Consider the following 23,514-nt stretch of genomic DNA (forward strand, 5'->3'; position numbering starts at 1 on the left):
ATGCAAGCTCGTCCAGCCCGGCACCGGTGACGAGATCGCCTACCCGACCGCGGGGGTCAGCGAGCCAGGTGAGCTGTGGTGCAAGGGACCGAACATCATGGTCGGGTACCTCGGCAACGACGAGGCGACCGCGGAGACCCTCGACGCGGACGGGTACCTGCACACCGGTGACATCGCGACCGTCGACGCCGAGGGCGTGGTCACGATCGTGGACCGGATGAAGGAGCTGATCAAGTACAAGGGCTATCAGGTGCCGCCGGCCGAGCTCGAGGCGCTGCTGCTGACGCATCCGCAGATCGCCGACGCCGCCGTCATCGGGGTCCTCGACGACGAGGGTGAGGAGGTGCCGAAGGCGTTCGTCGTCCGGCAGCAGGGCGCCGACGACCTCGACGAGGACGCGGTCATCGCATTCGTCGCCGAGCGGGTGTCCCCGCACAAGAAGGTCCGCAGGGTCGAGTTCATCGACCGCGTGCCCAAGTCGGCGGCGGGCAAGATCCTCCGCAAGGATCTCCGGGCGAACGAAGCTGCGGGGAAGTAGGAGTCCGACATGAAGAACACCGAACCGACTGATACCGCCACACTCGTCGACGGTGTCCTGCAGCTGCCCATCTCCACCGCGGCCGCGGGAACATCGATGGACTTCACCCTGATCGACGAGGCCACCGAGGCCTTGCGCGATTACGGCGCGGAGATCGGCGCGATCCTTTTGACAGGGACGGGCGCCAACTTCTGCGCGGGCGGCAACGTCCGCCACTTCGCGGCGGCCGACGACCGCGGTGCCTACCTCCACGAGAAGGCGACCGCGCTGCACGACTTCGTGGAAGCGCTCACCGCGGCCCCCACTCCCGTGGTTGCCGCCGTGCAGGGCTGGGCGGCCGGCGCCGGCATGAGCCTGGTCTGCGCGTCCGACATCGCAATCGGCGGCCCGTCGACCACATTGCGCCCCGCATATCCAGGCATCGGACTGAGCCCCGACGGAGGCATCACCTGGTCATTGCCCCGCATCGTGGGGGCACGCCGCGCTAGAGAAATACTCCTCTCCGACACCGTGATCGGCGCCGACGAGGCTGTGCGCCTCGGCTTGCTCAGCCGAATCGTCGGCGACGACGAGATCCATACCGAAGCTCTCCGTGTCGCCCGCAGTTTCGTCGAAGGACCCCGCGTCACCTACACGACGATACGACAACTTCTGGCCCAATCACCCGACACGACGCTGAAACAACAACTCGACACCGAACGGGACGGCATCGCCATCGCCGCAAACAGCAAGACCGGCAGAGAAGGCGTCGATGCCTTCGTGGCCAAGAGAAAACCCGACTTCGCCGGTGTCAATCAGTAGTGAGCCGCCGGCTGCCCTCGGCAATTCACGACAAGGGAATTCGGGATTGCGATCGCGGGGATGAATCTCGAGTATCCCGCACTGGCCTATGAGGTGGGCGTCCGGTGATCCGTACAGCACGCATTGTGGAGATAGGACACCAGGTGGGCCGAACTCGGCACCTGTGAACTCATAGGTGCGAATGCGAGTTCGGTTATCCATGTCCACTGGACAGGGTTAGGTTCTGCCCCTCGACTGAGACGTACTCCCGAATCCTGTAGTCGGCCAACCGTGAATCAATAGGACTCGTCGATCGGGCGCCGGTCGGCGCAACCGACCATTCGCAGGGCGAGCTCGACATAGCGCGCCGCCAGGGCATCTGGGTCGGAGTAGGCATGGGATGGGAACCATCGACTGACATCGACGCCCAGGGACGTGATTGCCAGTACCGCGGCCTCGATGTCGAGGGGCTGAAAGTCGCCTGATGCTGCGCCGGCTTCGATGATCCGCTTGAACACTTTCGAGGTGGATCGGCGGATGTCCGCAACAACTGCGAAGTGATCGTGCGAGAGCGACCGCAGTTCGTACTGGGCGACCCGGGCGCTGGCGTAGTTGTCGGCGTGCCACGTCACGTACGCGTTCACGGTCGATGTCAGCCGGTCGGTCGCCGAGAGGTCGGGGCGATCAGCTGCGGTGATGGCCGTCAGTACCGCATGGTGCCCTTCGAGGCTGATGGCGTAGAGGAGGGATTCTTTGGTCTTGTAGTGCGGGTACACGGCTCCGGGGCTCATGTCGAGGCTGGCGGCGATCTCCCGGGTGGTGGTGGCGCCGTAGCCCTTGGCGGCGAAAACCTCGATTGCCGCGGCGCGTATCCGCGCAGCCGCCTTCGAGGTACCCAGCTCGCTGGCAACGGCGGATTGTGGTGCGTTCATCGCACTGTCGCCTCTCGGTTGGTGGGGGGTTGACAGGCCTCTGCCAACCGAGCCAGTATATGCGAGCGCATACAACCTATGCGCTCGCATATTTTCTTGCTACAGGCTGTAGCAACCCACATCACCGCCACTAGGCGACCGCAACCAGGAGGCACGATGCCCGAAGCCGTCATCGTCTCGATCGCGCGTTCACCGATCGGACGAGCCATGAAGGGCTCGCTCAAAGAGATGCGCCCCGACGATCTGGCCGCCCAGATGGTGCAGGCAGCGCTCGACAAGGTGCCCGCACTCGACCCGACCGACATCGATGACCTCATCCTCGGGTGCGGTCTTCCCGGCGGTGAGCAGGGCTTCAACATGGGCCGCACCGTCGCGATCGCGCTGGGCTACGACTTCATCCCCGGCACCACCATCACCCGCTACTGTTCGTCGTCGCTGCAGACCACCCGAATGGCATTGCACGCCATCAAGGCTGGGGAGGGTGAGGTGTTCATCTCCGCCGGGGTCGAGACGGTGTCCCGGTTCGCGAAGGGCAACTCCGACTCCCTGCCCGACACCGAGAACCCGCTCTATGCCGACGCACGAGCGTCCACCGAGAAGCTCGCGCAGGGCGGGCACCAGTGGGTCGATCCCCGCACGGAGGGGCGGGTTCCCGACGCCTACATCGCGATGGGTCAGACAGCGGAGAACGTCGCCCAGCTCACCGGCATCACCCGCGAGGAGCAGGATCGCTGGGCGGTGCGGTCGCAGAACCGCGCCGAGGTAGCGATCGACAACGGCTTCTTCGAGCGGGAGATCACCCCGGTCACGCTGCCCGACGGCACGATCGTGTCGAAGGACGACGGCCCCCGCGCCGGCACCACCTACGAGGCGGTCAGCCAGCTGAGGCCGGTGTTCCGGCCGGACGGCACCGTTACCGCCGGTAACGCGTGCCCGCTCAACGACGGCGCCGCCGCATTGGTGATCATGTCCCATACCAAGGCCAAAGAATTGGGCCTGACACCGCTGGCGCGGATCCTGTCCACCGGGGTCTCGGGCCTCTCGCCCGAGATCATGGGCCTCGGTCCGATCGAAGCCACCAAGAGAGCCCTCGCCCTGGCCGGCAAGTCGGTCTCCGACATCGACTTGTTCGAGATCAACGAGGCCTTCGCGGTGCAGGTGCTCGGCTCCGCGCGGGAGATCGGCATCGATGAGGACAAGCTCAACGTCTCCGGCGGTGCGATCGCCCTCGGTCACCCCTTCGGCATGACCGGCGCGCGCATCACCGCGACCCTGCTCAACAACCTGCAAACCCACGACAAGCAGTTCGGTGTCGAGACCATGTGCGTCGGCGGCGGCCAGGGCATGGCCATGGTCCTCGAACGCCTCAGCTGACTAAGAGAACAGGAAAACTCAATGGGCAACATCAATTTCGACTTCACCGGAAAATCGGTCATCGTCACCGGCGCCGCCCGCGGCATCGGACAGGCCCTCGCGCGCCACTTCGCCAATGCCAATGCGACGGTGTTCATGGTGGACTTCGACAAGGACGAACTCGACAAGGCCGCACGCGAGGTCGGTGCCATCGGCATCCCCGCCGACGTCAGCAGCACCGGCGACGTCGAACGGGTCGTCTCCACTGTGATCGCCGAGACCGGGCGGGTCGATGTCCTGGTCAACAACGCCGGGATCCTGCGCGACAAGGTGCTCTGGAAGCTGACCGACGACGACTGGGACCAGGTCCTGAATGTGCACGCGGGCGGGACATTCCGATTTACGCGGGCATGCGTACCGCACTTCCGGAAGCAGGAGTTCGGGCGGGTAGTCAATATCACCTCCTACACGGGGTTGCACGGGAACCGCGGGCAGGCCAACTACGCCACCGCCAAGGCCGGCATCATCGGGTTCACCAAGACCGCCGCGAAGGAACTCGCCGCCTTCGGGGTCACCGTGAACGCCATCTCCCCGAACGCCGCGACCCGGATGACCGCCTCCATCCCGGAGGAGAAGGTCGCCGAGCTGACGGGCCCGATTTCGCGATTCGCCGACCCGTCCGAGATGGCCGACGCCATCGCCTTCCTCGCGTCCGAGGAGGCGGGCTACATCACCGGTGTCGTCCTCCCGGTCGACGGCGGCATCTCCATCTGAGTGCCCAATTTCTGAACGGAACTGAACCTCATGACTGATGTACTTTCTCGCCGCGATCTCGATTTCCTGCTGTACGAGTGGCTCGAGGTGCCCGCGCTGGCGGCCCGCAAGCGGTTCGCGGAACATTCAAAGGACACCTTCGACGCGGTGCTCGACCTCAGTGCGGACCTCGCGCACAAGCATTTTGCCCCCCACAACAAGAAGGCCGACACGAACGAGCCGACCATGCGCTCGGACGGCACCGTCGAGATGATCCCGGAGGTCAAGGCGGCGCTGGACGCCTACGCAGCGTCGGGACTGATCGCGGGGCAGTTCGACGAGAGCGTCGGCGGGATGCAGCTACCCACCACAGTGGCGCGGGCAGCGATGGCCTGGTTCCAGGCGGCCAACGCCGGCACCGCGGCGTATCCCTTTCTGACCGCCGCCAATGCCAATCTGATCGCCGCGTACGGCACCGACCAGCAGATCGACGACTACGTCCGTCCGATGCTCGAGGGCCGGTGGTTCGGCACGATGTGCCTGTCCGAGCCGCAGGCCGGATCGTCGTTGGCGGATATCACCACCAGAGCGGTGCGCCAGGACGATGGCAGCTACAGGGTCACCGGGACCAAGATGTGGATTTCCGGCGGCGACCACGAGCTCACCGAGAACATCGTGCACCTGGTCCTGGCCAAGACCCCGGACGGCGGGCCCGGCGTCAAGGGCATCTCACTGTTCATCGTGCCCAAGGTCCTGCCCGGTGCCGACAGCGGACTCGGCGAGCGAAACGATGTGACCCTGACGGGTCTGAACCACAAGATGGGCAATCGCGGCACCACCAACACCATGCTCGCGTTCGGTGACGGCACCCACACCCCTGGCGGGAAATCGGGTGCCGTCGGTTTCCTGGTCGGCGAGGAACATCGCGGTCTGTCCTACATGTTCCACATGATGAACGAGGCCCGAATCGGTGTCGGCTTCCTGGCAATTGCCCTCGGCTACGTCGGGTACCGGAAGTCACTCGAGTACGCGAAAGTCCGCACCCAGGGCCGCCCCTTGGGCGCCAAGGATCCCGCCGCCCCGCCGGTTCCGATCATCGACCATCCTGATGTCCGCCGACTACTGCTCGCTCAGAAGTCCTATGTCGAAGGTGCTCTCGCCCTGGGCCTGTACTGCTCACGGTTGGTCGACGAACAGGACACCGCCGTGGATGCAGCAACGACCGACGAGGCAACGTTGCTCCTCGACGTGCTGACTCCGATCGCGAAGAGTTGGCCCTCGCAGTGGTGCCTCGAGGCGAACAGTTTGGCGATCCAGGTGCATGGTGGATACGGCTACACCCGCGATTACGACGTCGAACAGCACTACCGCGACAACCGGTTGAACCCGATCCACGAAGGCACACACGGGATCCAAGGGCTCGACCTGCTCGGCCGCAAGGTCACCATGCAGGGCGGCGCCGGACTGCGGGTGCTGGGTTCGAAGATCACCGCCACCGTTGTGCGGGCACGTGTCCTCGGTGGCGAGGCCAAGCGCCATGCCGACGCCCTGGACACCGTCTGGAATCGGATCCTCGACGTCACCGAGGCGCTGTGGGCCTCCGGCGATGCGACCACCGCGCTGGCGAACTCGTCGGTGTATCTGGAGGCATTCGGGCACACCGTCATCGCGTGGATGTGGCTCGAACAACTCATCGCCACCTACGGCAAGAACGGTGACTTCTACGACGGAAAGCGCATGGCCGCCCGCTACTTCTTCGCCCACGAGCTACCCAAGGTCGGTCCGCAACTCGATCTCCTGGCCAGCGGAGACCGCACCGCCGCCGAAATGAACCCCCAATGGTTCTGACCGAAAGAAGGCCACACATGAGCGTACTCGACACCTTCCGCCTCGACGGCCGCGTTGCCATCGTCACGGGCGCCTCGTCCGGCCTTGGGGTTGCCTTCGCCCAGGCCCTCGCCGAGGCCGGCGCGGACATCGTCCTCGCGGCGCGGCGCGTCGACAAGCTGCATGACACGGCCGCGATGGTTCGGGCAAGCGGACGCCGCGCTCTCGCTGTGGCAACGGACATCGCCGATCCGGATCAATGCACGGCGATGGTCGACTCGGCGATGGCGGAGTTTGGCCGCGTCGATGTTCTCGTCAACAACGCCGGAATCGCGACTGCCTTCCCGGCTACCCGCGAGACCCCCGATCAGTTTCGTTCGGTCATCGACATCAACCTGGCCGGTTCGTACTGGGCAGCCCAGGCGTGTGGCAGGGTGATGCAACCGGGCAGCTCCATCGTCAACATTTCCAGCATCCTCGGACTCACGACTGCCGGTCTGCCCCAGGCCGCCTACAGTGCCAGCAAAGCCGGCATCGTCGGTCTGACCCGAGACCTCGCCCAACAATGGGGCACCCGCAAGGGTATTCGTGTCAACGCGCTCGCCCCGGGATTCTTCGCCTCCGAGATGACCGACCAGTACCAGGACGGCTACCTCGACGGCCTCGCCGCCCGGATGGTGCTCGGGCGCACCGGCGATCCTGCCGAGCTCGCCGCCACCCTCGTCTGGCTCGCCTCCGACGCCGCCGGCTACGTGACCGGTCAAACCCTCGCAGTCGATGGCGGCATCACCATCACCTGACCACACCGCACCCGCAGGCCCCTCACGTCGAAAGTAGTCGCCATGCCCACCACCACGAACGTCGACGAACTGAAGACCCTCGTCGGCACCACACTGGTCCCCAGTGACTGGTTCGAGATCACCCAAGACCGTGTCTCCACTTTCGCTGACGCCACAGACGACCACCAATGGATCCACGTCGACCCCGAACGGGCGAGCAAGGAAGGCCCGTTCGGCGGGCCCATCGGCCACGGTTATCTCACCCTGTCATTGCTCAGCGCCATGTTCGCGCAGGTTCTCGACGTTCGGGGTTTGTCCCTGGCGGTGAACTATGGCCTGAACAAGGTGCGGTTTCCCGCCGCTGTCCCCGTGGGATCGAAGGTCCGACTGAAGGCAGAGATAGCCTCGGCACAGGACATCAGCGGCGGCGTCCAGATCGTGGTCGCAGCGACCGTCGAATGTGATTCCGTCGACAAACCCGTCTGTGTCGCCGAACCACTCTTCCGATTCCACCGTTAGACCCCATGTCACGGAAAACAGCGGCTGCCCTCAGAATGACCACCATGGCGCTGAGACGCCCTCAAGAGCGCGTGACCTCGGCAGTATCTCGCTGCCGCGGAGCGGACACCTCCGTCGAATCCGGTGGCCGGCCGGGCCGCCATTCGAGGGCGTCGATGCCGCCGCTGCCGGCGATGAACACCGCGAGTCCACCACTGTCATCGGTGATCGCGAGATCGCGCTGGCCCCACCGGTGGCCAAGGATATCCTGGCTGATGTGCAGAAATATGTGAATCCCGGGTAGATCCGTGGCCGAGACCGACCCGTCCAAGACACAGCGTGATGTCGCAGTCAGTGTCGTCACGCAGTTGGACGCGGAGGGATTCGAGGGCGCCGTCGAAATCGGGCACGGTGGTTTCGGCGTCGTATACCGCTGCACCCAGGTCGGCCTTGACCGCACCGTCGCGGTGAAGGTGCTCACCGGCGACCTGAAGGAGAACCGAGAACGGTTCTTTCGCGAACAACGGGCGATGGGCCGGTTGACCGGGCATCCGAACATCGTCGGCGTGCTGCAGGTCGGCGAACTCTCAGGCGGCCACCCGTACCTGGTGATGCAGTACCACCACCACGGTTCCCTGGACACGCGGATCCGACACGACGGCCCTCTACCGGTCGGGGCCGTCCTGCGCCTCGGGGTGCTGCTGGCCGGGGCGTTGGAGACCGCGCACCGCGTCGACGTGCTGCACCGGGACGTCAAACCGGCGAACATCCTGCTCACCGACTTCGACCAGCCCGCCCTGACGGACTTCGGCATCGCCCACATCACCGGCGGGTTCGAAACCGCGACCGGCACGGTCACCGGCTCACCCGCGTTCACCGCGCCCGAGGTCCTCGGCGGCGATCCCCCCACCCCCGCCTCCGACGTCTACGGACTCGGCGCCACCCTGTTCTGCGCCCTCACCGGGCACGCCGCGTTCGAGCGCCACAGTGGCGAGCAGGTGGTGGCGCAGTTCCTGCGCATCACGACCCAACCGGTACCGGATCTCCGCGAGAAGGGCATCCCCGACGCCGTGTCCGCCGTCATCGAATCAGCGATGGCTCGCGACCCCTCGAGGCGGCCCACCGCCGCCGCCTTGGGCGGGCACCTGCAGCAGGTCCAGCGAGACCGGGGGTACCCGGTCGAGGAGATGGCGCTCCGTCCGCAACCAGGCCAACAACCGGAGCACGTTGTGGCACCGGCAGCCGTGCCGCACGTCGCTCCCGCCCGGGGCCAGACCGGAGGGCTGCCGCTGGAGATGACCAGTTTTATCGGGCGGCGCACACAGTTGTCCGAGGTGCGAAACGTACTGACCGGGTCGCGTCTGGTGACCTTGACCGGGATCGGCGGGGTCGGCAAGACCCGGCTCGCGCTCCAGGCCGCAAGCAAGGTGCGACGGAGTTACGCCGACGGCGTGCGGTTGATCGAGTTGGGCGAACTCCGCGACCCAGCATTACTGGTGGATGTGGTGGCCGCCGCCGTGGGCGTGCGCAACCTGACCGATCGCCCGATGTTGGAAGTGTTAGCGGAGTTCCTGTCCACACGCACATTGCTACTGGTGCTCGACAACTGCGAGCAGGTCGTGGCGGCGGCGGCGGAGCTTGCACAGTCGCTCCTGCGAACCTGCCCCGACCTGTCGATCCTGGCGACCAGCCGCGAGGCCCTCGGCATCGGCGGCGAGGCGGTGCTACCGGTGACACCGCTCGAGTTCCCGGACCCGGCCAGTGAGCCGACGCCGAGGGAGTTGGCCCATTACGACGCGGTGACCCTGTTCACCGAACGCGCGGCCGCGGCGGTCCGGGGCTTCGAGCTGACCGAGGACAACCGGCTCGACGTCGCTCGCATCTGTGCTCGGCTGGACGGGTTGCCGTTGGCGATCGAGCTGGCCGCGGCGCGGTTGCGGTCGATGTCGACCGCGCAGATCTTGCAGCGGCTCGACGATCGATACGGGCTGTTGACCCGCGGCAGTCGGGGCGCCCCGACACGGCAGCAAACCCTCCAGTGGTGCATCGGCTGGAGCTACGAGCTATGTACACCCAGCGAGCAGCAGCTGTGGGCGCGATTGTCGGTGTTCGCCGGCGGCTTCGAGCTCGACGCCGCCGAACAGGTGTGTGGCGGTGATCTGCCCGGGCCGGACCTGCTCGATTCGGTGTCGGCGCTGGTGGACAAGTCGATCCTGATCCGGGAGGAATCCGATGCCGCGGTCCGGTTGCGGATGCTCGAGTCCGTGCAGGACTACGGCAGGAATGCACTCGAGGACGCCGGTGAGCACCTGGAGCTGTGTCGGCGGCACCGGGACTGGTGCGAGCGGTTGGCCTGCGCGGCGGAGGCTGAGTGGATCAGCTCCCGCCAGCTGGAGTGGATATCCCGGCTGACCCGGGAATTGCCAAATCTGCGGCGGGCGCTGGAGTTCAGTCTGCGTGAAGGTGGTGAGGGCGGGTTGCGGATCGTCACTGCGTTGTTTTCGTTCTGGCCCTTCGGTGGGCGGCTCAGCGAGGGGCGCACATGGATCGATCGTGCGCTGGCACATCCTTCGTACTCCGGGGCACCGAGCCAGGACCGGGCACGGGCGCTCTACGCGGCCAGCTCGATGGCGGCGGGCCAGGGGGATTTATCGGCAGCGACCTCCTGGGCAGCGGAGCTCCGCACCCTGGCCGAGCAGATCGACGACCGGCCGACTGCCACGCTGGCCGCGGTTGCCGACGGGTTGACCGCCCTTGTTGGTGGAGATCCGGACCGCGCGATCCTGCACCTCGACGGTGCCGACGAGGTCTTGGGCGCACACAAAGAACCGGCCCTTCAGCTCGAGCGAGTGATACTCCTCGGGTGGGCGTACGAACTCCGCGGAGATTCCCGCCGCGCCCTCGCCTGCTATCAGCACACGCTCGCCCTGGAAAACTCCCACGGCGAAACAATCGTTCGGTCGTGGACGCTGTGGTCGATGGCAATCGCCTACTGGCACCAGGGTGACTCCGATCGCGCCCTGCAACTGTTGCGAGAAGGTCTTCACCTGGCTCGGTTGGTCAACGATCCACTCGTCGCCGCAATCAGCGCAGAGGTACTGGCCTGGATCGCCGCCGAGCGAGGCGATGGCCGCCGCGCCACGACGCTGATGGGCGCCGCCGAAGCGCTAGGCCAGATAGTAGGCACCTCCACCGTCCTGCTCCCGAACCTGCTCGTCCATCACCATGGGTGCACCCGAACTGCCCGCACGCTGCTCGGCGAGAAAGAATTCGAGGCTGCCCGCCACGAGGGCAGAACCATGAACTTCGGCGCAGCCGTCAGCTTCGCCCTCGACGAAACATTTCCGGCCACCGCGCCGACAGCCGGTCCGACTACAACTTTGACTAAACGTGAGCACCAGGTGGCTGAACTGGTGGCCGAAGGGCTCACCAACAAGGCAATCGCCGGCCGACTGGTGATCTCGCCACGCACCGCGCAAGGACACGTCGAACACATCCTGACCAAACTGGGATTCACCTCCCGAGCCCAAATCGCCTCATGGGTGGTGGAACAGTCCCGCGACGGCCGTATATGACTGCTCAAGTATCGTCGAGCGAGCGTCGCCAATCTGACTTCGTAACGCCGATCTCGTGCCGGCTTACGGCCGTACAGATACCGCGTCCAGGGTGTTCTTCCCCCGACCCGACGCCGGAACGCCCCGCCGCGCAAACTGTCCCGGCGCCCGCCCGTGTCCGGCCGGGCCCGCATAGGCCTGGCCGACCAAGACCCATTTCCCGGCGATGGGTCCGGTGGTGACCAGGGCGGTATCAGTCATGTGGCGCCGACGGGTCATCACCAGACAAAAGTCCTCGATCGCCCCACTGACCGAATCCGCGAAGCGCTCCTCGCCGAATTCCCATGTCCCACCCGAGGGGAGAGACAAACTCACCCGCACACCAGTATCCGGCACGAGCATCCCCCGGTTGACGAAGCTGAAAGGCAACGCAAGACAGGCGATCCGGGCGATGTGCTCCAACCGAGACGTCACCGGACGCGCAGCGCCGACGGCGTCGACTATGTCCTGTCCATGGGCCCAAGTCTCCATCAGCCGGGCGGTGATCATCGACGCCAGACTCATCGACGGTCCGTACCACGGGTGACGCGTGCCAGCCGGGGCCGAACGGAATGCATTCAGGAGTGATCGACGGCCCTGTCGCCACGTTTCGAGGAGTTGATCGGGGGACAGTTCGAGCAAGGGGTCGAGCACCGCGATGCTGTACGCGTCCGGATCCTGATCGGCTCGACGTCGCTGCTCGGCGAACGTGTTGTCCGGATCGGTGAGCGACATCTCGGTTGCGCTGTCGAAGAAGGCGAGGTGAGCGATCTGATGACGACTCGTCCACCCCTCGGCCGGGGTGAGGCGGTTCCACTCATCGTTGCCAAAAGTCGACACGACATCGTCGAGAGCGATCTGCTCGGCTTCCAGGTCGTCGATGAGGCCCGCGAGTTGGTGCACAGTTCTGGTCCCGTCGTATCGTTGATCTCAAATAGAGCCGAACTTCTCGGTTTTCGAATGCTTGAAGCTGCGATTACATTCTTTTCTGGGTGTGACCCGCTTCGCTACACCACGATGCAACCACCTGACGACCCCGCCGGTGCACCATGCACCAAGCGGCCAAACTGCGTACCCAACGGTGCATGCTGCACCACCAACCCTGAAACCTCGCAACCTTCCGATGTAGCCTGAGTCACTTCGCTGTTGTCAGGATCGTCTACACCACCAGTAGCCGACGATCAGCAAGGAGACAGATATGGCGAAGGGGAAGGCGCGTCCGACCGAGGACATCGACGTCGCAATCATCGGAGCAGGAGTCTCGGGCCTGGGGGCGGCCTACTACTTCAGCCGCGCCTTTCCGACCAAGCGGATCGCCGTGCTCGAGGGTCGAGACGATATCGGCGGTACATGGGACCTGTTCAAGTACCCGGGCATCCGATCAGATTCGGATCTGCATACCTACGGATGGGATTTCAAGCCGTGGAGGCATCGGGAAGCGATCGCCGAGTGCCATTTGATCCGCGAATACATGCATGAGGCTGTCGACGACTTCGGCCTGGAGTCGATGCTGAAGCTCAACCACAAAGTCAAGACTGCAGACTGGTCGAGCCGGGACGCTCGTTGGACGTTGTCCGTGGACACCCCTGATGGGCCCAAGGAGATTCGAGCACGCTGGGTCTTCGGCGGGACCGGCTACTACAACTACGACAAGGGCTACACGCCTGATTTCGCCGGCCGAGACGACTTCACAGGGGAGATCATCCATCCCCAGCATTGGCCCGAGGATTACGACTACTCGGGCAAGCGGGTAGTGGTCATCGGCAGCGGCGCCACCGCGATCACGATGATCCCCGCGATGGCGTACAGCGAGAAACCCCCGTCGCACATCACCATGCTTCAGCGCACGCCGACGTACATCGTGTCGTCACCCCGCGTCGACAAGAATGCGCTACGACTGACGAAGCTCCTCGGGGCCGAACGCGGATACTGGGCCACCCGGGAAAAGAACATGTGGCGCGACTTTCTCACCGTAAAGTTCATGGAACGGTTCCCGAAGGCTGCACGATCACTGGTGCGTTCGATGAATGCGAAGGACCTGCCCGCCGGCTACGACATCGACAAGCACTTCTCACCGCCCTACGCACCCTGGGATCAGCGCATGTGTCAGGCGCCCGACGGCGACTTCTTCGCGTCGATCCGTGACGGACACACCGAGGTCGTCACCGAATCGATCAAACGCTTCACCCGGGATGGCATTCTGCTGGCCAACGATGAGGAACTGAAGGCAGATGTCATCGTCACTGCCACCGGTCTGAACATCCAGATGCTCGGAGGCATCTCCCACACAGTCGACGGGCAGCCAGTCGACATCGGCAACACTGTCACTTATCGCGGCATGATGGTCTCTGAACTGCCGAACTGGGCGATGTCGTTCGGGTACACCAAGTCCGCTTCGTGGACGATGAAGGTTCGCATGACCGCCGACTTCGTGATCGAGATGATCAAGTACATCGAGGCACACGATTACGACGCGGTGGTTCCCCAGCCCGAACCAGGAATGAAGACCGTACCGTTTCTGGATCTGAAGTCTGGATACGCCAACCGCGGCAAGCATCTCATGCCGCAGCAGGGAACCGAGCTGCCATGGCGGGTACTCACTCACGTTCCCCACGACCGGAAGCTGATGCGGACAGACATTGTCGACAGCAATCTCCGGTTCTCCAAAGCGGCGCCCCCATCGCGCCGCGATGACCTCGCAGTGGCGGCGGTCGATCCTTCGCCGTCGGTCTCGGCTGCGGCGAACTAGGGAGGATATTGATGTCATCGTCCATCGAACTCACCGGCTCACAGCGGATCGCCCGCAGTATCGGGGTTGGACTCGGCAAGCTGCCGCCGAACATTCTTCGCATCCTCTCCGGAGGAAGCCAAACAAATCAGGCCGGCAACGTCATGGCGCCGGAGATCGGCCTGCTGATGAAGATGGCGGCTGCCGGCCCCGACTTCTCCGACCAGCCCGCGGCTCGCGCGAGGGAGTCCGTCGACGCTGAGACCGCGACGTTCGCTGCGAACATTCCCTCCTTGAATCTCGTCCAGCACGTCACGATCAAGGCCGGACTGCGGGCGGTCCGCTACCGCGCGACGGACTCCTCCAAGGGGTTGCTCCTGTACTTCCACGGCGGCGGATTCGTTTTCGGGAACTGTGCGGCATACGATTCGCCGGCTCGCCTGCTCGCAGTCCACACCGGGCTGGACGTGCTGTCCGTTGACTACCGACTGGCACCGGACCACCCGTTCCCTGCCCCGATCGACGACGCTTTTGCAGCGTGGGAGTACGCCGTCGCCCAGAGTGTCGACTGGGGAGTGGATCCGCACCGGATCGTCGTGGCCGGTGACAGCGCCGGCGGGAACATCGCCGCGGTTTTGGCCCAACAGCTGCGATACGAGGACGTCCGGCCGGCCGTCCAGGCACTGCTCTATCCGACGGTCGACTTCGCAGGTGAATACCGCTCTCAGATCGAGTTCGCCGATTCCCCCGCTCTGACCCGGAAGCAGATCGACTGGTTCCAGGATCAGTACATCCCGGCAGGGGCCGATCGACGTGATCCTCGACTGTCTCCCTCGTGTGCCGACGACGTCAGCGGTCTTCCGTCGATTGTTATCACCGTGGCAGGCTTCGACCCTCTACGTGACGAGGCAGTGGCGTACGCCGAACGCCTGTCGGACGCAGGTGTACCGACCCGCCTCCTTCGAGAGGACGGACTGGTCCACGGCTTTGTCTCCTTCACTGCGATCAGCAAGACCAGCCTGCGTGCATCCGTGCGTTTCGCCGAGGCGATCACCGAGGCGCTGGCCGACGTGCACGCGCGTTGACTCCTGCGCTGCCACGAGGCAGGGACCGCTCGCCCGACGACCACCTGTGTCGGTGAGCGGTCCCTGCCAGCGGGCGTGAGTTCGCACGAATTGCTCAGATGACATGTCGATCATGACGACGACCTCGACGTGTTCGTCTGTGTTCAGACAGCCTGGACATCGGTGGCACTGCCACTCCCGCGGAGTACTCGACCTGCAGCTCCTCGAATCGGCGATGTCGTTCGGTAAACCAAGTGTGAAGTCGCTCGGCGTGCCACTGACCGAGCCTGCCGCGGCCAGACCGAGCGCGTCGATCAATCGCTGTCCCCCGCCGGTGTTCGCCGACGCCACCGTTGCGTCAGCCCCCGCGATCTGATCTGCGAAAGTTCTGCCCCCGCAGTCAGTGTCGTCGATCCGACTCGCCCACACACCGACTCATCGATACCTGCCAGATGCGGGAGCAGGACCCGCACACCATCTCAGCGCACCTGGCGAATCCTCACCCGACCACGTCGGTGCAGGCACAGCTCCGGCACTGTCGAGGGGCACGCGAATGGGGGCGAACAAGGCGACTGGCATGACGGGCCAGCTCCTTACGAGCGCGGCTAGGGCTGCCGGGGCCGCTCGTAAACGCGAGTGCAGTCGACTGCACCCTTGTGCTGGTGGAACGCCGCAACTGAGCCGGCCGGGCGACAGCTCTCGGGCCCCATCTGCCGCGAAACACCGGACGCGGACATGTGCATCTTGCACCACGTAGCTCGTAACCATGCGTCCTTTCGACCTTGTTACGTCCCCCACGAACGCACGACTATTGAGATGTACGCCACACTGCAGCCCGGCAATGGCAAAGCGCCGTCCCGCCGGCCTGGAACGAGAGGAACTCCATGACGGATACGACGGATACGACGCTGCGAAAGGTTCCGGCCACTGCGCCGGTCGAGGAGATCCTGAGTGTCTTCCGTAAGGATGGCGGTGTCATCATCGAGGGACTGCTGACCGCCGACCAGATCGAGCGCTTCAATGCGGAAATCGAACCCAAGCTGCGGGCGATGGCACCGGGCGGGAAGCACTCGGACGAGCTCGTTGCCGAGTTCCACGGCGCCAATACCAAGCGCCTGACGAACATGATCACTCTGAGCGAGACCTACCGCACGAAGATCGTCGACCACGACCTTGTCCACGCTCTCTGCGACGCCATCTTCCTCGAGGAATCGGGAACGTACTGGATGACCTCCTCCCAGTTGATCGAGATCGGCCCCGGCAATCGCGCCCAGTTCTTGCATCGCGATCTCGAGAGCTGGCCGCCCTTCGTCACGCTGGGTCCGTCGGGCCCGGAAGCCGTAGCCAACTTCCTCATCGCACTCACGGACTTCACTGAGGAGAACGGCGCGACGCGAGTCATCCCCGGCAGCAATCACTGGGAGGACTTCACCGATCGCGGCGAGCCGGAGCAGACGATCCCGGCCGTCATGAACGCCGGCGACGCACTGTTGTTCAGCGGTAAGACCGTGCACGGCGGCGGGGCGAACGTAACCTCGGACCAGTACCGACGCGGACTTGCCTTCGCGATGTCACCGGGCTACCTCGTCGGCGAGGAGGCCTTCCCCCTCATGGTCGACCTCGAACTGGTGAAGACGCTTCCGGAGCGAATCCAGCGGCTGCTCGGCTTCCGCTCCCAGTACCCGATCGGTTCGCCCGGCATCTGGACAGTAGACGTCGCGGATGTGGCGGATTACCTGGGCCTCTAATCCGTCCCCCACGACTCATACCGGCTGAATGCGCCGTCCTTCAACGGGCGGTGCATTCTGCTGTGGGGTCCCGCCGCATCACACGCCTTCGCCTCGGACCCTGGCAGCGGTAAACCCGGACCCGGGGCGATGGATCAGACGGCGCAGTTGTGGCCGATCCCGTCGGTAGCTGCGGCGCCCGATCGACGATATCGCCGAGCGCCTTCCGCCGCAGGTGTGAGGGACCATTGATGCCGTCAGCGATTCCACCGCTGCCGACGGTGAGCGCGTCGGAGTACGACTCGAGCTGAACCCGACGACACGTGAGCCGCGCTCCCGCCGACATCGAGGCAACGGACCCGAGCTGTCGAACTGGGCGGGTGTGCCTGAACAAACACGCGACGGTGAAACTGATCCTCGAAGGCCGACAGCTCGAACGCTACTGCGCGAAGGGTCGTTGCGGCGCGTAGCAAGCGCATACGGCAGTTGTCGTTGGGTGCGATTCTGGGGGGCGATGCCGGGGCGCTGGGTCGCACCGCCGGGCGTCCGAGTGGCACAGCCAGCCCTGCACTCGACTCTTGATTCTCGCCGAGGACATCGGCTCCGCAAGTTCGCTTCAGGGAGCGGGATCCGTTGGCCGATCGACGGGTGAATGGCGACCGCCCCCACGCGAAGCAGGCAGGCCCGGCCTCTCGGTCATCGCCGAGAGGCCGGGCCTGTATCCGCGCTTGCTTGCTGTTCAGTGAACCGTGTCCACCTCGCCGGCAGGGTCCGTTCCCGCTGTGTCGACAGGGTCCGCAACATCGCGGCCGCGGCGCGCGCGTTGCAGGTAGAACGCGGTACCGACCACCACGACCGCAATCACCGCCCCATACGACACGTGATTGATCGGGCTGGGCGGTGGATCGACCAGGCTGTTGACCCACGGCCACAGCATGCCGGTGCCACCAATCAGTGCGCACACGATAATCGGCACACGCATCGCACGCTCACGTGCCAAGAGCACCAGTACACCCACGCTGATGCACGCATACGGGACCGCCCACAGATAGACAATCGAGGTCGACACCATCGTGTAGACGGTGAGCCCCCACTCGTCGCTGACCGCGACAACGATGATCAGCGCAACGGTCGAGATCCCCGTGGCTACGGCGATCGCCGAAGTCGGCGTTCCATGGCGACGGTTGTGACGGCTGAGCAATGACGGCAGCATCCCTTCCGCCGCGTACCCCACCACCAGGCGAGAGAGGTAGTTGGTGAAACCGATCAGTGCCGCGAATACCCCCACGGTGAGGAGCAGATCGCATGCCTGTCCGACGCCCCGGCCGAGTCCTGCGAGCTCGGCGAGGGCAGCAGGTGCCGACACCCCCGACCTGATCTGATCGCCGACGAGCATGAGTCCAGGGATCTGCATCATCGTCACCAGCAGGTAGCCGATCGTCACGACCGGAACCGCCAGCACCGCGACCGGCATTGATTTCGTTGGTTCAGCTGTCTCCTCAGCCAAGGTCACTCCGCTTTCGAAGCCTGCAAGCCACGAGGCCGCCGCACCGAAGCCGACGAGAATTCCGCCCCAGGTCGAGCCTTCCATCGACAGCTGCTGCCCGAGTTGCAGTCCGGTGTGCCATGCACTGGCGACACTGATCGTCAGCACAACGGGGACCGAAATGACGGTCAACGTGACCGCCCACCGGACCGAGGCGTCGAGACCACGCCACGCGATCGCCGCCGGCACCAGTCCCGTGAGCAGGAAGATCACGATCAACGATTCCGGGGTGCCGGCGAAGCCGAACCCCGTGCTGGTGAAGAAGCTGGTCACATAGGTGGCGGCAAGCACTTGGATGGCAACCATCTGCCCGAGATAGCCCAGTAGCAGTGCCCCGGCGACCACAGCACGAGAGCGCTCCCCGGAGACTTCCGCCACGTAGGACGACAACGACCCCGAGGCCACCGATCGCCGGGCGAATACCATGATGACCCGGCCCAGGGAGAACCCAACCACGGTCGTCAGCAACGCCGCCGCCCAGCTCCCCCAGCCGGCGGTTCCGAAGAGCAGCATCGGGAACGAGGCCATTCCCACCGCCGGGATCCCAGATGAAACCACCAGTGCGACGAGCTGCCGGGTCGACAGCAAGCCAGTCGATTCAGCCATGGACGACGTTCTCCTTCAGCCAGGCGCGATCGGCGACCAGGTCGGCGCACGTTTCACCACGCTGCCACTGCAGGGTGTGCAGCAGTGCCCGATGGAACGGAATCAGCGTGACGACGGGGCCGATCTCGAAGTCATCGAGTGCGGCGACCATCCGCTTCGTCGCCTCCTCCCGGTCACTGCCCCACACGAGCACCTTGGCAACCATCGGATCGTAGAAACGATGGACCTCCGATCCCTCGGTGACACCGCTGTCCACCCGGATGTGCTCGCCCACCGGCTCCCGGTAGGTGCCGATGGCACCCGGTCGCGGGACGAAGCCCTTCGCCGCGTCTTCGACATTGATGCGGCATTCGATCGCATGCCCGGACAACGACACCGACTCCTGGGTGTGCCGCAGCGGTTCCCCCGCTGCGATGCGTACCTGCTCCTCGATGAGGTCGATCCCGGTGACCATCTCGGTCACACCGTGCTCGACCTGGATGCGGGTGTTCATCTCCAGGAAGTAGAAGTCTCCGTCGACGAGAAGCCCTTCGACGGTTCCCGCCGACCGGTACCCCACTGCGCGCGCGGCCTGCACCGCGATGGCCCCGATGTGCTCACGTAGCTGCGGGGTGACGGCCGGTGCCGGCGACTCCTCGATCAGCTTCTGGTGTCTGCGCTGTACCGAACAGTCTCGTTCGCCCAGATGGATCACGTTCCCGCATCCGTCCGCCAGCACCTGAACCTCGACATGACGCGGGTTTTCGAGATAGCGCTCCAGGTAGACGACGGGGTCGGCGAAGAAACGCTCGCCCTCACCGCTCGCACCCTCGAACGCTGCACCGATCTCGTCGGGATTGCGCGCGATCCGGAACCCCTTGCCGCCGCCGCCGCCGGAGGCCTTGACCGCGACCGGATAGCCGATCTCGGCAGCGACCTCAGCTGCCTGTGTGACCGTGAAGACCGCATCCGGCGAGCCCGGCACCACCGGCACCCCGGCCGCTGACATCGTCTGCCGGGCGGCGACTTTGGATCCCATTCGGTCCATGGCGTCGGCGGACGGCCCGATGAAGGTCAATCCCGCGGCCTCGACGGCTCTCGCGAAATCACTGTTCTCCGACAGCAGCCCATAACCGGGGTGAATCGCCTGGACTCCGGTCTCCAGTGCCGCTCGAATGATCTCGTCGATCTTCAGGTAGCTTTCGTTCACCGGGCCGCCACCGATCTCGACGGCGCGGTCTGCGGCGCGGACATGGGGAGCATCGGCTTCGACGTCCGAATGGACGGCGACCGATTCGATGCCCATTGCGCGCAGCGTCCGGAAGATCCGGACTGCGATCTCGCCTCGGTTGGCGACAAGTATTGATGTGAACACTGACGTTTGCCTCCCCACTCAGTCCGAGAGCTTCACGAGGATGTCATCGAGCCCGATCGAGTCGCCCTCGGCGACCGGGATCTCGACGATGGTGCCTGTCTCTTCGGCGTCGACGGGGATCTCCATCTTCATCGACTCCAGGATCATGATCGTGTCGCCGACTTCGACCCGGTCGCCCACGGCCTTTTCAATTTTCCAGACCGATGCGGCCATCTCCGCGGTGATCTCACTCATCGTTTCTCTCCCTGCTTCATCTGTGTCTTTTGACATGCGCGCCCCAGTCAGGGCCGCAGGCTCCAACGCCGCTGCTGCGGTCCACGCTTGGTCTCCATCAGTCCCCGCGACGCGTTGATGAACGCGCAGACGATCTCCCGTGTCTCACGCGGGTCGATCATGTTCTCCACACCGAACGCCTCGACCGTTCCCCACGGGTCGGCGAGTGCGTGCATCCGGTCCTCCACCGCGCGGCGATACTCAGCAGGGTCCTCGGCGGCGGCAATCTCACGTGAAAAGCCTGCTTCCACACCGCCTTCGACCGGCAGATCGCCCCACTCCGCGGTGGGCCAGGCAAGTCGTAGGCACAGTGAGTCGGGGTTAGCGGTCGCAGAGACGGCCATCCCGTAAGCCTTGCGGACGTGAATGGTGATCACGGGGACTTCGGCTTCGATGATCGACTGAATCGCTCGCATCCCCCAACGGATGACGTTTCCACGCTCGGCGTCGGGCCCGACCATGAATCCGGGGACGTCCACGAGATAGATGATCGGCAGATGGAAGGTGGAGCAGATGTCAACAAACCGGATCTGCTTTTCGGCCGCGGCCGCGTCGAGCGCGCCACCGAGATGCATCGAGTTGCTTGCGACGACGCCGACCGAGATTCCGTCCATCCGTGCGTACCCGGTGACGACGCTCTTGCCCCAGCGCCCTCCCACCTCGAAGAACGACCCGCGGTCGACGATCTCGCCGATCACTTTCTGCACCTTGTACGGCCGCCGGCGGTTCTCTGGGATGATCTTGAGGATCTCGTCGCCGCGACGATCCACCGGGTCGGTCTGTTCACCGCGCGGCGGCAGTTCCCATACGCTCTGCGGCAGGTAGCTCAGAACCGTCTGCATCTGCTCGATCGCATCGGCTTCGTCCTCAGCGAGGTTGTCGACGGCACCGGACCCACCGGTGTGGATCTTGGCGCCTCCGAGCTGCTCCTTGTCGACGTCCATTCCCAGTGCACGCTTGACCAGCGGAGGGCCACCGGCAAAGAGCACCGAGTCTTTGGTCATCACGCTGAAGTGGCTGAGCACCGTGCGGCCCGCGGTGCCGCCGGCGGCGGCCCCGCTGACCATTGCGAGCACCGGAACCTCGGAGAGCAGCTCGTACGAGCGCTGCCAGCTCATCGACGACACGAGGTAGGAGTGCCCCTTCTCCGCCTGAGCTGCGACGTCACCGCCGATGCCCTCCATGAACAGCACCAGTGGGATTCGGTACTCGTGGGCGAGGTCTTCCACGAACCCACCCAGGCCGCCCTTCATCCGATCGAGGTACGACTGCGGGGCTCCGGCCCGTACGGTGAAATCCTCACCGCCGAGCGCGACGGTCCGCCCACCGAACTGTGCGAGACCGCAGACATAGCTCGCGGGCATCTTTCCGAGCAACTCACCGGTCGCCGAGCGCTCCTCGAAGACCGCAAACTCGCCAATCTCGTGAAACTCCTTGGCAGCAGCGGTGATCCGTTCTCGGATCGTCTGCCTTCCCTGGGCGTGCTGGCGATCGATGCGCCGCTGACCACCGAGCTCCCGCGCGGCTGCCCGCCGTCGATCGAGTTCGGCGAGTGCAGATTCCCACGTGAATTCAGCCACGATGGTGATTCCTTTCCGAAAAGCTGAAGTTGTTCGCCGATCCCGATTCGGCGAGCCGGTCGTAGACACCGGCACCTGTGATTCGGGTCGGTAACCGATGCTTCTGAATCACACCGGTGCCGGGACTGCGTACGAATGACGCGGCGTCGACCTGCGCGACATACCGCGGCACCGCGAACCGCGGCAGGTTCGCGACACAGAAATCGAAGAAGCTCTGCGGGTCAAGGACGCCGGTGTCTCCGCAGTCCACAAAGACCTTGATCTCGTCCTCTCCGCCGAGCTCATCGACCACACCGATCGCCGCGGCGTCGACGACACCCGGAGCGGTCCGCAGCACCGCTTCGAGTTCGAAGGCAGAGATGTTCTCGCCGCGTCGACGCAACGAGTCGGTGAGTCGTCCTTTGAAGAAGAGGAAACCGTCTTCGTCGATGAGGCCGAGATCCCCAGTGTGGTACCAGAGGTTCTGCCACGCGGCGACGGTCGACGCTGGGCGCCGCCAGTAGCCGAGCAAGACCATGGCGGGGTGATTCGGGCGGTGACAGATCTCCCCCACCGTCCCTGGAGGAAGACGGCGCCCGTCCGGCGAGAGGATCGCCACGTCGAACGCATCGCAGATCCGTCCCGCACTTCCACGACGCCGGGCGTCGATCGTCTCGATCGAGATACCGTGCGCCTCGGTCTGCCCGTAGGTACTCAGGACCGGCACCCCGAGCCGGTCCTCGAAGTACCCGTACACCTCCGGCGGCACCGGAGCGCCGACCACACGCGTCAACGGAATGTCTGCTCGCCCAGGGGGCGTCGATAGCGCGACGCCGGCCAGCATCGAGCCGACGGCCATCGCCCACGTGCAGCCGTGCGTCGTGACCTGCTCCCAGAATCGGCTCACACTGAAACGCTCGGTGAAGTACAGCGACGACCCGGACCTGATGATCGCCGGGAAGATGACGTGTATGTCGACGTGGAAGAACGGCAGGGCGCTGTGCCCGACGTCGTCGGTGGTGAGAGCGATCATCTCCTGGGCCGCATCCGCGTTGTTCGCGAGGTACCCGTGCGGGAGCATCACGCCCTTGGACGGCCCCGTCGTCCCCGACGTGTACAGGATGGTCGCCAGGTGGTCCCGCGACAGTGCGTCGAGATGGCGGCGGAGGCCGGGCGGCACATCTGTCTGCTCCGTGACCGGTCCGGTCAGCGCGTCGATCCGCGTCGATCCGGCATGTCGAGTCACCTCCGCGCGGAATTCGTCGTCGGTCAGGATCAGGGTCGGCTCGCTGTCGGTGAGCACATGCGCGAGCATCGGGCCCTTGAGGTCGAAGTTCAGCGAGACCTCCACGGCGCCGATCCAGTACGCGCCGTACTGCCAGGCGAGGCGATGTACCGAGTTGCGCCCGACGAGGGCCACCCGATCACCCGACTCGACGGCGAACCGGTCGATCAGGTCGGTGGCGCACCGTCGTACCAGCGACGCGAACTCGGTCACCGTGACGGTGCCCCCCGCATGCCTGAGCAATGGTGCATCCGGGCCCTCGGCCTCGGCGTCGAGCAGGAAGTCGACCGGACTCCGCAGACCGTATCTCTCACTCATC

Annotated in this window: 18 protein-coding genes; 11 read left to right on the forward strand and 7 right to left on the reverse strand. The window is 65.0% G+C overall.

The features are described from left to right. A partial coding sequence (locus ACFQS9_RS04465) for an AMP-binding enzyme (RefSeq protein WP_417715318.1) occupies positions 1–538 on the forward strand: 538 nt, incomplete at its 5' end. Positions 539–547: 9 nt separating this feature from the next. Further along, positions 548–1,339, forward strand: coding sequence for an enoyl-CoA hydratase/isomerase family protein (locus tag ACFQS9_RS04470; protein ID WP_378401997.1), 792 nt, complete (start codon positions 548–550; stop codon positions 1,337–1,339). A gap of 275 nt (positions 1,340–1,614) precedes the next feature. Here the strand turns inward: ACFQS9_RS04470 and ACFQS9_RS04475 are convergent, their stop codons facing one another. Further along, a complete protein-coding gene (locus tag ACFQS9_RS04475; protein ID WP_378401999.1) occupies positions 1,615–2,250 on the reverse strand; it encodes a TetR/AcrR family transcriptional regulator in 636 nt (211 codons plus the stop codon). Between the two features lie 156 nt (positions 2,251–2,406). Here ACFQS9_RS04475 and ACFQS9_RS04480 point away from each other — a divergent pair, with 156 nt between their 5' ends. The 6 genes from ACFQS9_RS04480 (at position 2,407) to ACFQS9_RS04505 (ending at position 11,035) form a co-directional block, all read left to right on the forward strand. Further along, the gene (locus ACFQS9_RS04480; protein WP_378402001.1) at positions 2,407–3,624 is read left to right on the forward strand and encodes an acetyl-CoA C-acetyltransferase; all 1,218 of its coding nucleotides are present in this window, start codon (positions 2,407–2,409) and stop codon (positions 3,622–3,624) included. A gap of 21 nt (positions 3,625–3,645) precedes the next feature. Further along, positions 3,646–4,377, forward strand: a complete 732-nt coding sequence (locus ACFQS9_RS04485; RefSeq protein ID WP_378402003.1) for an SDR family NAD(P)-dependent oxidoreductase — start codon at positions 3,646–3,648, stop codon at positions 4,375–4,377. 30 nt (positions 4,378–4,407) lie between these two features. Next, a complete protein-coding gene (locus tag ACFQS9_RS04490; RefSeq protein WP_378402005.1) occupies positions 4,408–6,204 on the forward strand; it encodes an acyl-CoA dehydrogenase in 1,797 nt (598 codons plus the stop codon). A gap of 17 nt (positions 6,205–6,221) precedes the next feature. After that, the gene (locus ACFQS9_RS04495; protein WP_378402007.1) at positions 6,222–6,983 is read left to right on the forward strand and encodes an SDR family NAD(P)-dependent oxidoreductase; all 762 of its coding nucleotides are present in this window, start codon (positions 6,222–6,224) and stop codon (positions 6,981–6,983) included. A 42-nt stretch (positions 6,984–7,025) separates the two neighbouring features. Then, positions 7,026–7,481, forward strand: a complete 456-nt coding sequence (locus tag ACFQS9_RS04500; protein WP_378402009.1) for a MaoC family dehydratase — start codon at positions 7,026–7,028, stop codon at positions 7,479–7,481. 287 nt (positions 7,482–7,768) lie between these two features. Continuing rightward, complete coding sequence (locus ACFQS9_RS04505; protein WP_378402011.1) at positions 7,769–11,035, forward strand: protein kinase domain-containing protein; 3,267 nt, start codon at positions 7,769–7,771, stop codon at positions 11,033–11,035. A 63-nt stretch (positions 11,036–11,098) separates the two neighbouring features. Here ACFQS9_RS04505 and ACFQS9_RS04510 read toward each other — a convergent pair whose 3' ends face one another. Next, positions 11,099–11,956: a TIGR03084 family metal-binding protein gene (locus ACFQS9_RS04510; protein ID WP_378402013.1), complete on the reverse strand. Its 858-nt coding sequence runs from the start codon at positions 11,954–11,956 to the stop codon at positions 11,099–11,101. A 295-nt stretch (positions 11,957–12,251) separates the two neighbouring features. Between ACFQS9_RS04510 and ACFQS9_RS04515 the strand changes: the two genes are divergently transcribed. The 3 genes from ACFQS9_RS04515 to ACFQS9_RS04525 all read left to right on the forward strand — a co-directional run bounded on the left by ACFQS9_RS04515 (position 12,252) and on the right by ACFQS9_RS04525 (position 16,593). Continuing rightward, the gene (locus ACFQS9_RS04515; protein ID WP_378402015.1) at positions 12,252–13,802 is read left to right on the forward strand and encodes a flavin-containing monooxygenase; all 1,551 of its coding nucleotides are present in this window, start codon (positions 12,252–12,254) and stop codon (positions 13,800–13,802) included. Positions 13,803–13,813: 11 nt separating this feature from the next. Beyond that, positions 13,814–14,866, forward strand: a complete 1,053-nt coding sequence (locus ACFQS9_RS04520; RefSeq protein WP_378402017.1) for an alpha/beta hydrolase — start codon at positions 13,814–13,816, stop codon at positions 14,864–14,866. 863 nt (positions 14,867–15,729) lie between these two features. After that, entirely contained in the window at positions 15,730–16,593 is an 864-nt protein-coding gene (locus tag ACFQS9_RS04525) for a phytanoyl-CoA dioxygenase family protein (protein ID WP_378402019.1), read from the forward strand. Between the two features lie 718 nt (positions 16,594–17,311). On the opposite strand, the gene ACFQS9_RS04530 is transcribed toward ACFQS9_RS04525, so the two are convergent. The 5 genes from ACFQS9_RS04530 to ACFQS9_RS04550 are packed head-to-tail and all read right to left on the reverse strand — an operon-like array spanning position 17,312 to position 23,513. Next, complete coding sequence (locus tag ACFQS9_RS04530; protein ID WP_378402021.1) at positions 17,312–18,724, reverse strand: APC family permease; 1,413 nt, start codon at positions 18,722–18,724, stop codon at positions 17,312–17,314. Continuing rightward, positions 18,717–20,096, reverse strand: coding sequence for an acetyl-CoA carboxylase biotin carboxylase subunit (locus tag ACFQS9_RS04535; protein WP_378402022.1), 1,380 nt, complete (start codon positions 20,094–20,096; stop codon positions 18,717–18,719). Before ACFQS9_RS04535 ends, ACFQS9_RS04530 begins: the two co-directional genes overlap by 8 nt. After that, positions 20,097–20,312, reverse strand: a complete 216-nt coding sequence (locus tag ACFQS9_RS04540) for a biotin/lipoyl-binding carrier protein (protein WP_378402024.1) — start codon at positions 20,310–20,312, stop codon at positions 20,097–20,099. A 47-nt stretch (positions 20,313–20,359) separates the two neighbouring features. Then, a complete protein-coding gene (locus tag ACFQS9_RS04545; RefSeq protein WP_378402027.1) occupies positions 20,360–22,006 on the reverse strand; it encodes an acyl-CoA carboxylase subunit beta in 1,647 nt (548 codons plus the stop codon). Continuing rightward, a complete protein-coding gene (locus tag ACFQS9_RS04550) occupies positions 21,924–23,513 on the reverse strand; it encodes a class I adenylate-forming enzyme family protein (RefSeq protein WP_378402028.1) in 1,590 nt (529 codons plus the stop codon). The genes ACFQS9_RS04545 and ACFQS9_RS04550 overlap by 83 nt, the downstream gene beginning before the upstream one ends. Position 23,514: the final 1 nt, after the last annotated feature.

The sequence above is a fragment of the Rhodococcus daqingensis genome (genome assembly GCF_042665615.1).
GTDB classification, from domain to species: domain Bacteria; phylum Actinomycetota; class Actinomycetes; order Mycobacteriales; family Mycobacteriaceae; genus Rhodococcus_G; species Rhodococcus_G daqingensis.

Bases quoted from the DNA above. Each gene is read 5' to 3' on its own strand.
- ACFQS9_RS04550 (WP_378402028.1), bottom strand. From the start codon at position 23,513: ATGAGTGAGAGATACGGTCTGCGGAGTCCGGTCGACTTCCTGCTCGAC.
- ACFQS9_RS04480 (WP_378402001.1), top strand. From the start codon at position 2,407: ATGCCCGAAGCCGTCATCGTCTCGATCGCGCGTTCACCGATCGGACGA.
- ACFQS9_RS04520 (WP_378402017.1), top strand. From the start codon at position 13,814: ATGTCATCGTCCATCGAACTCACCGGCTCACAGCGGATCGCCCGCAGT.
- ACFQS9_RS04495 (WP_378402007.1), top strand. From the start codon at position 6,222: ATGAGCGTACTCGACACCTTCCGCCTCGACGGCCGCGTTGCCATCGTC.
- ACFQS9_RS04530 (WP_378402021.1), bottom strand. From the start codon at position 18,724: ATGGCTGAATCGACTGGCTTGCTGTCGACCCGGCAGCTCGTCGCACTG.
- ACFQS9_RS04540 (WP_378402024.1), bottom strand. From the start codon at position 20,312: ATGAGTGAGATCACCGCGGAGATGGCCGCATCGGTCTGGAAAATTGAA.
- ACFQS9_RS04515 (WP_378402015.1), top strand. From the start codon at position 12,252: ATGGCGAAGGGGAAGGCGCGTCCGACCGAGGACATCGACGTCGCAATC.
- ACFQS9_RS04500 (WP_378402009.1), top strand. From the start codon at position 7,026: ATGCCCACCACCACGAACGTCGACGAACTGAAGACCCTCGTCGGCACC.
- ACFQS9_RS04470 (WP_378401997.1), top strand. From the start codon at position 548: ATGAAGAACACCGAACCGACTGATACCGCCACACTCGTCGACGGTGTC.
- ACFQS9_RS04475 (WP_378401999.1), bottom strand. From the start codon at position 2,250: ATGAACGCACCACAATCCGCCGTTGCCAGCGAGCTGGGTACCTCGAAG.
- ACFQS9_RS04525 (WP_378402019.1), top strand. From the start codon at position 15,730: ATGACGGATACGACGGATACGACGCTGCGAAAGGTTCCGGCCACTGCG.
- ACFQS9_RS04490 (WP_378402005.1), top strand. From the start codon at position 4,408: ATGACTGATGTACTTTCTCGCCGCGATCTCGATTTCCTGCTGTACGAG.
- ACFQS9_RS04485 (WP_378402003.1), top strand. From the start codon at position 3,646: ATGGGCAACATCAATTTCGACTTCACCGGAAAATCGGTCATCGTCACC.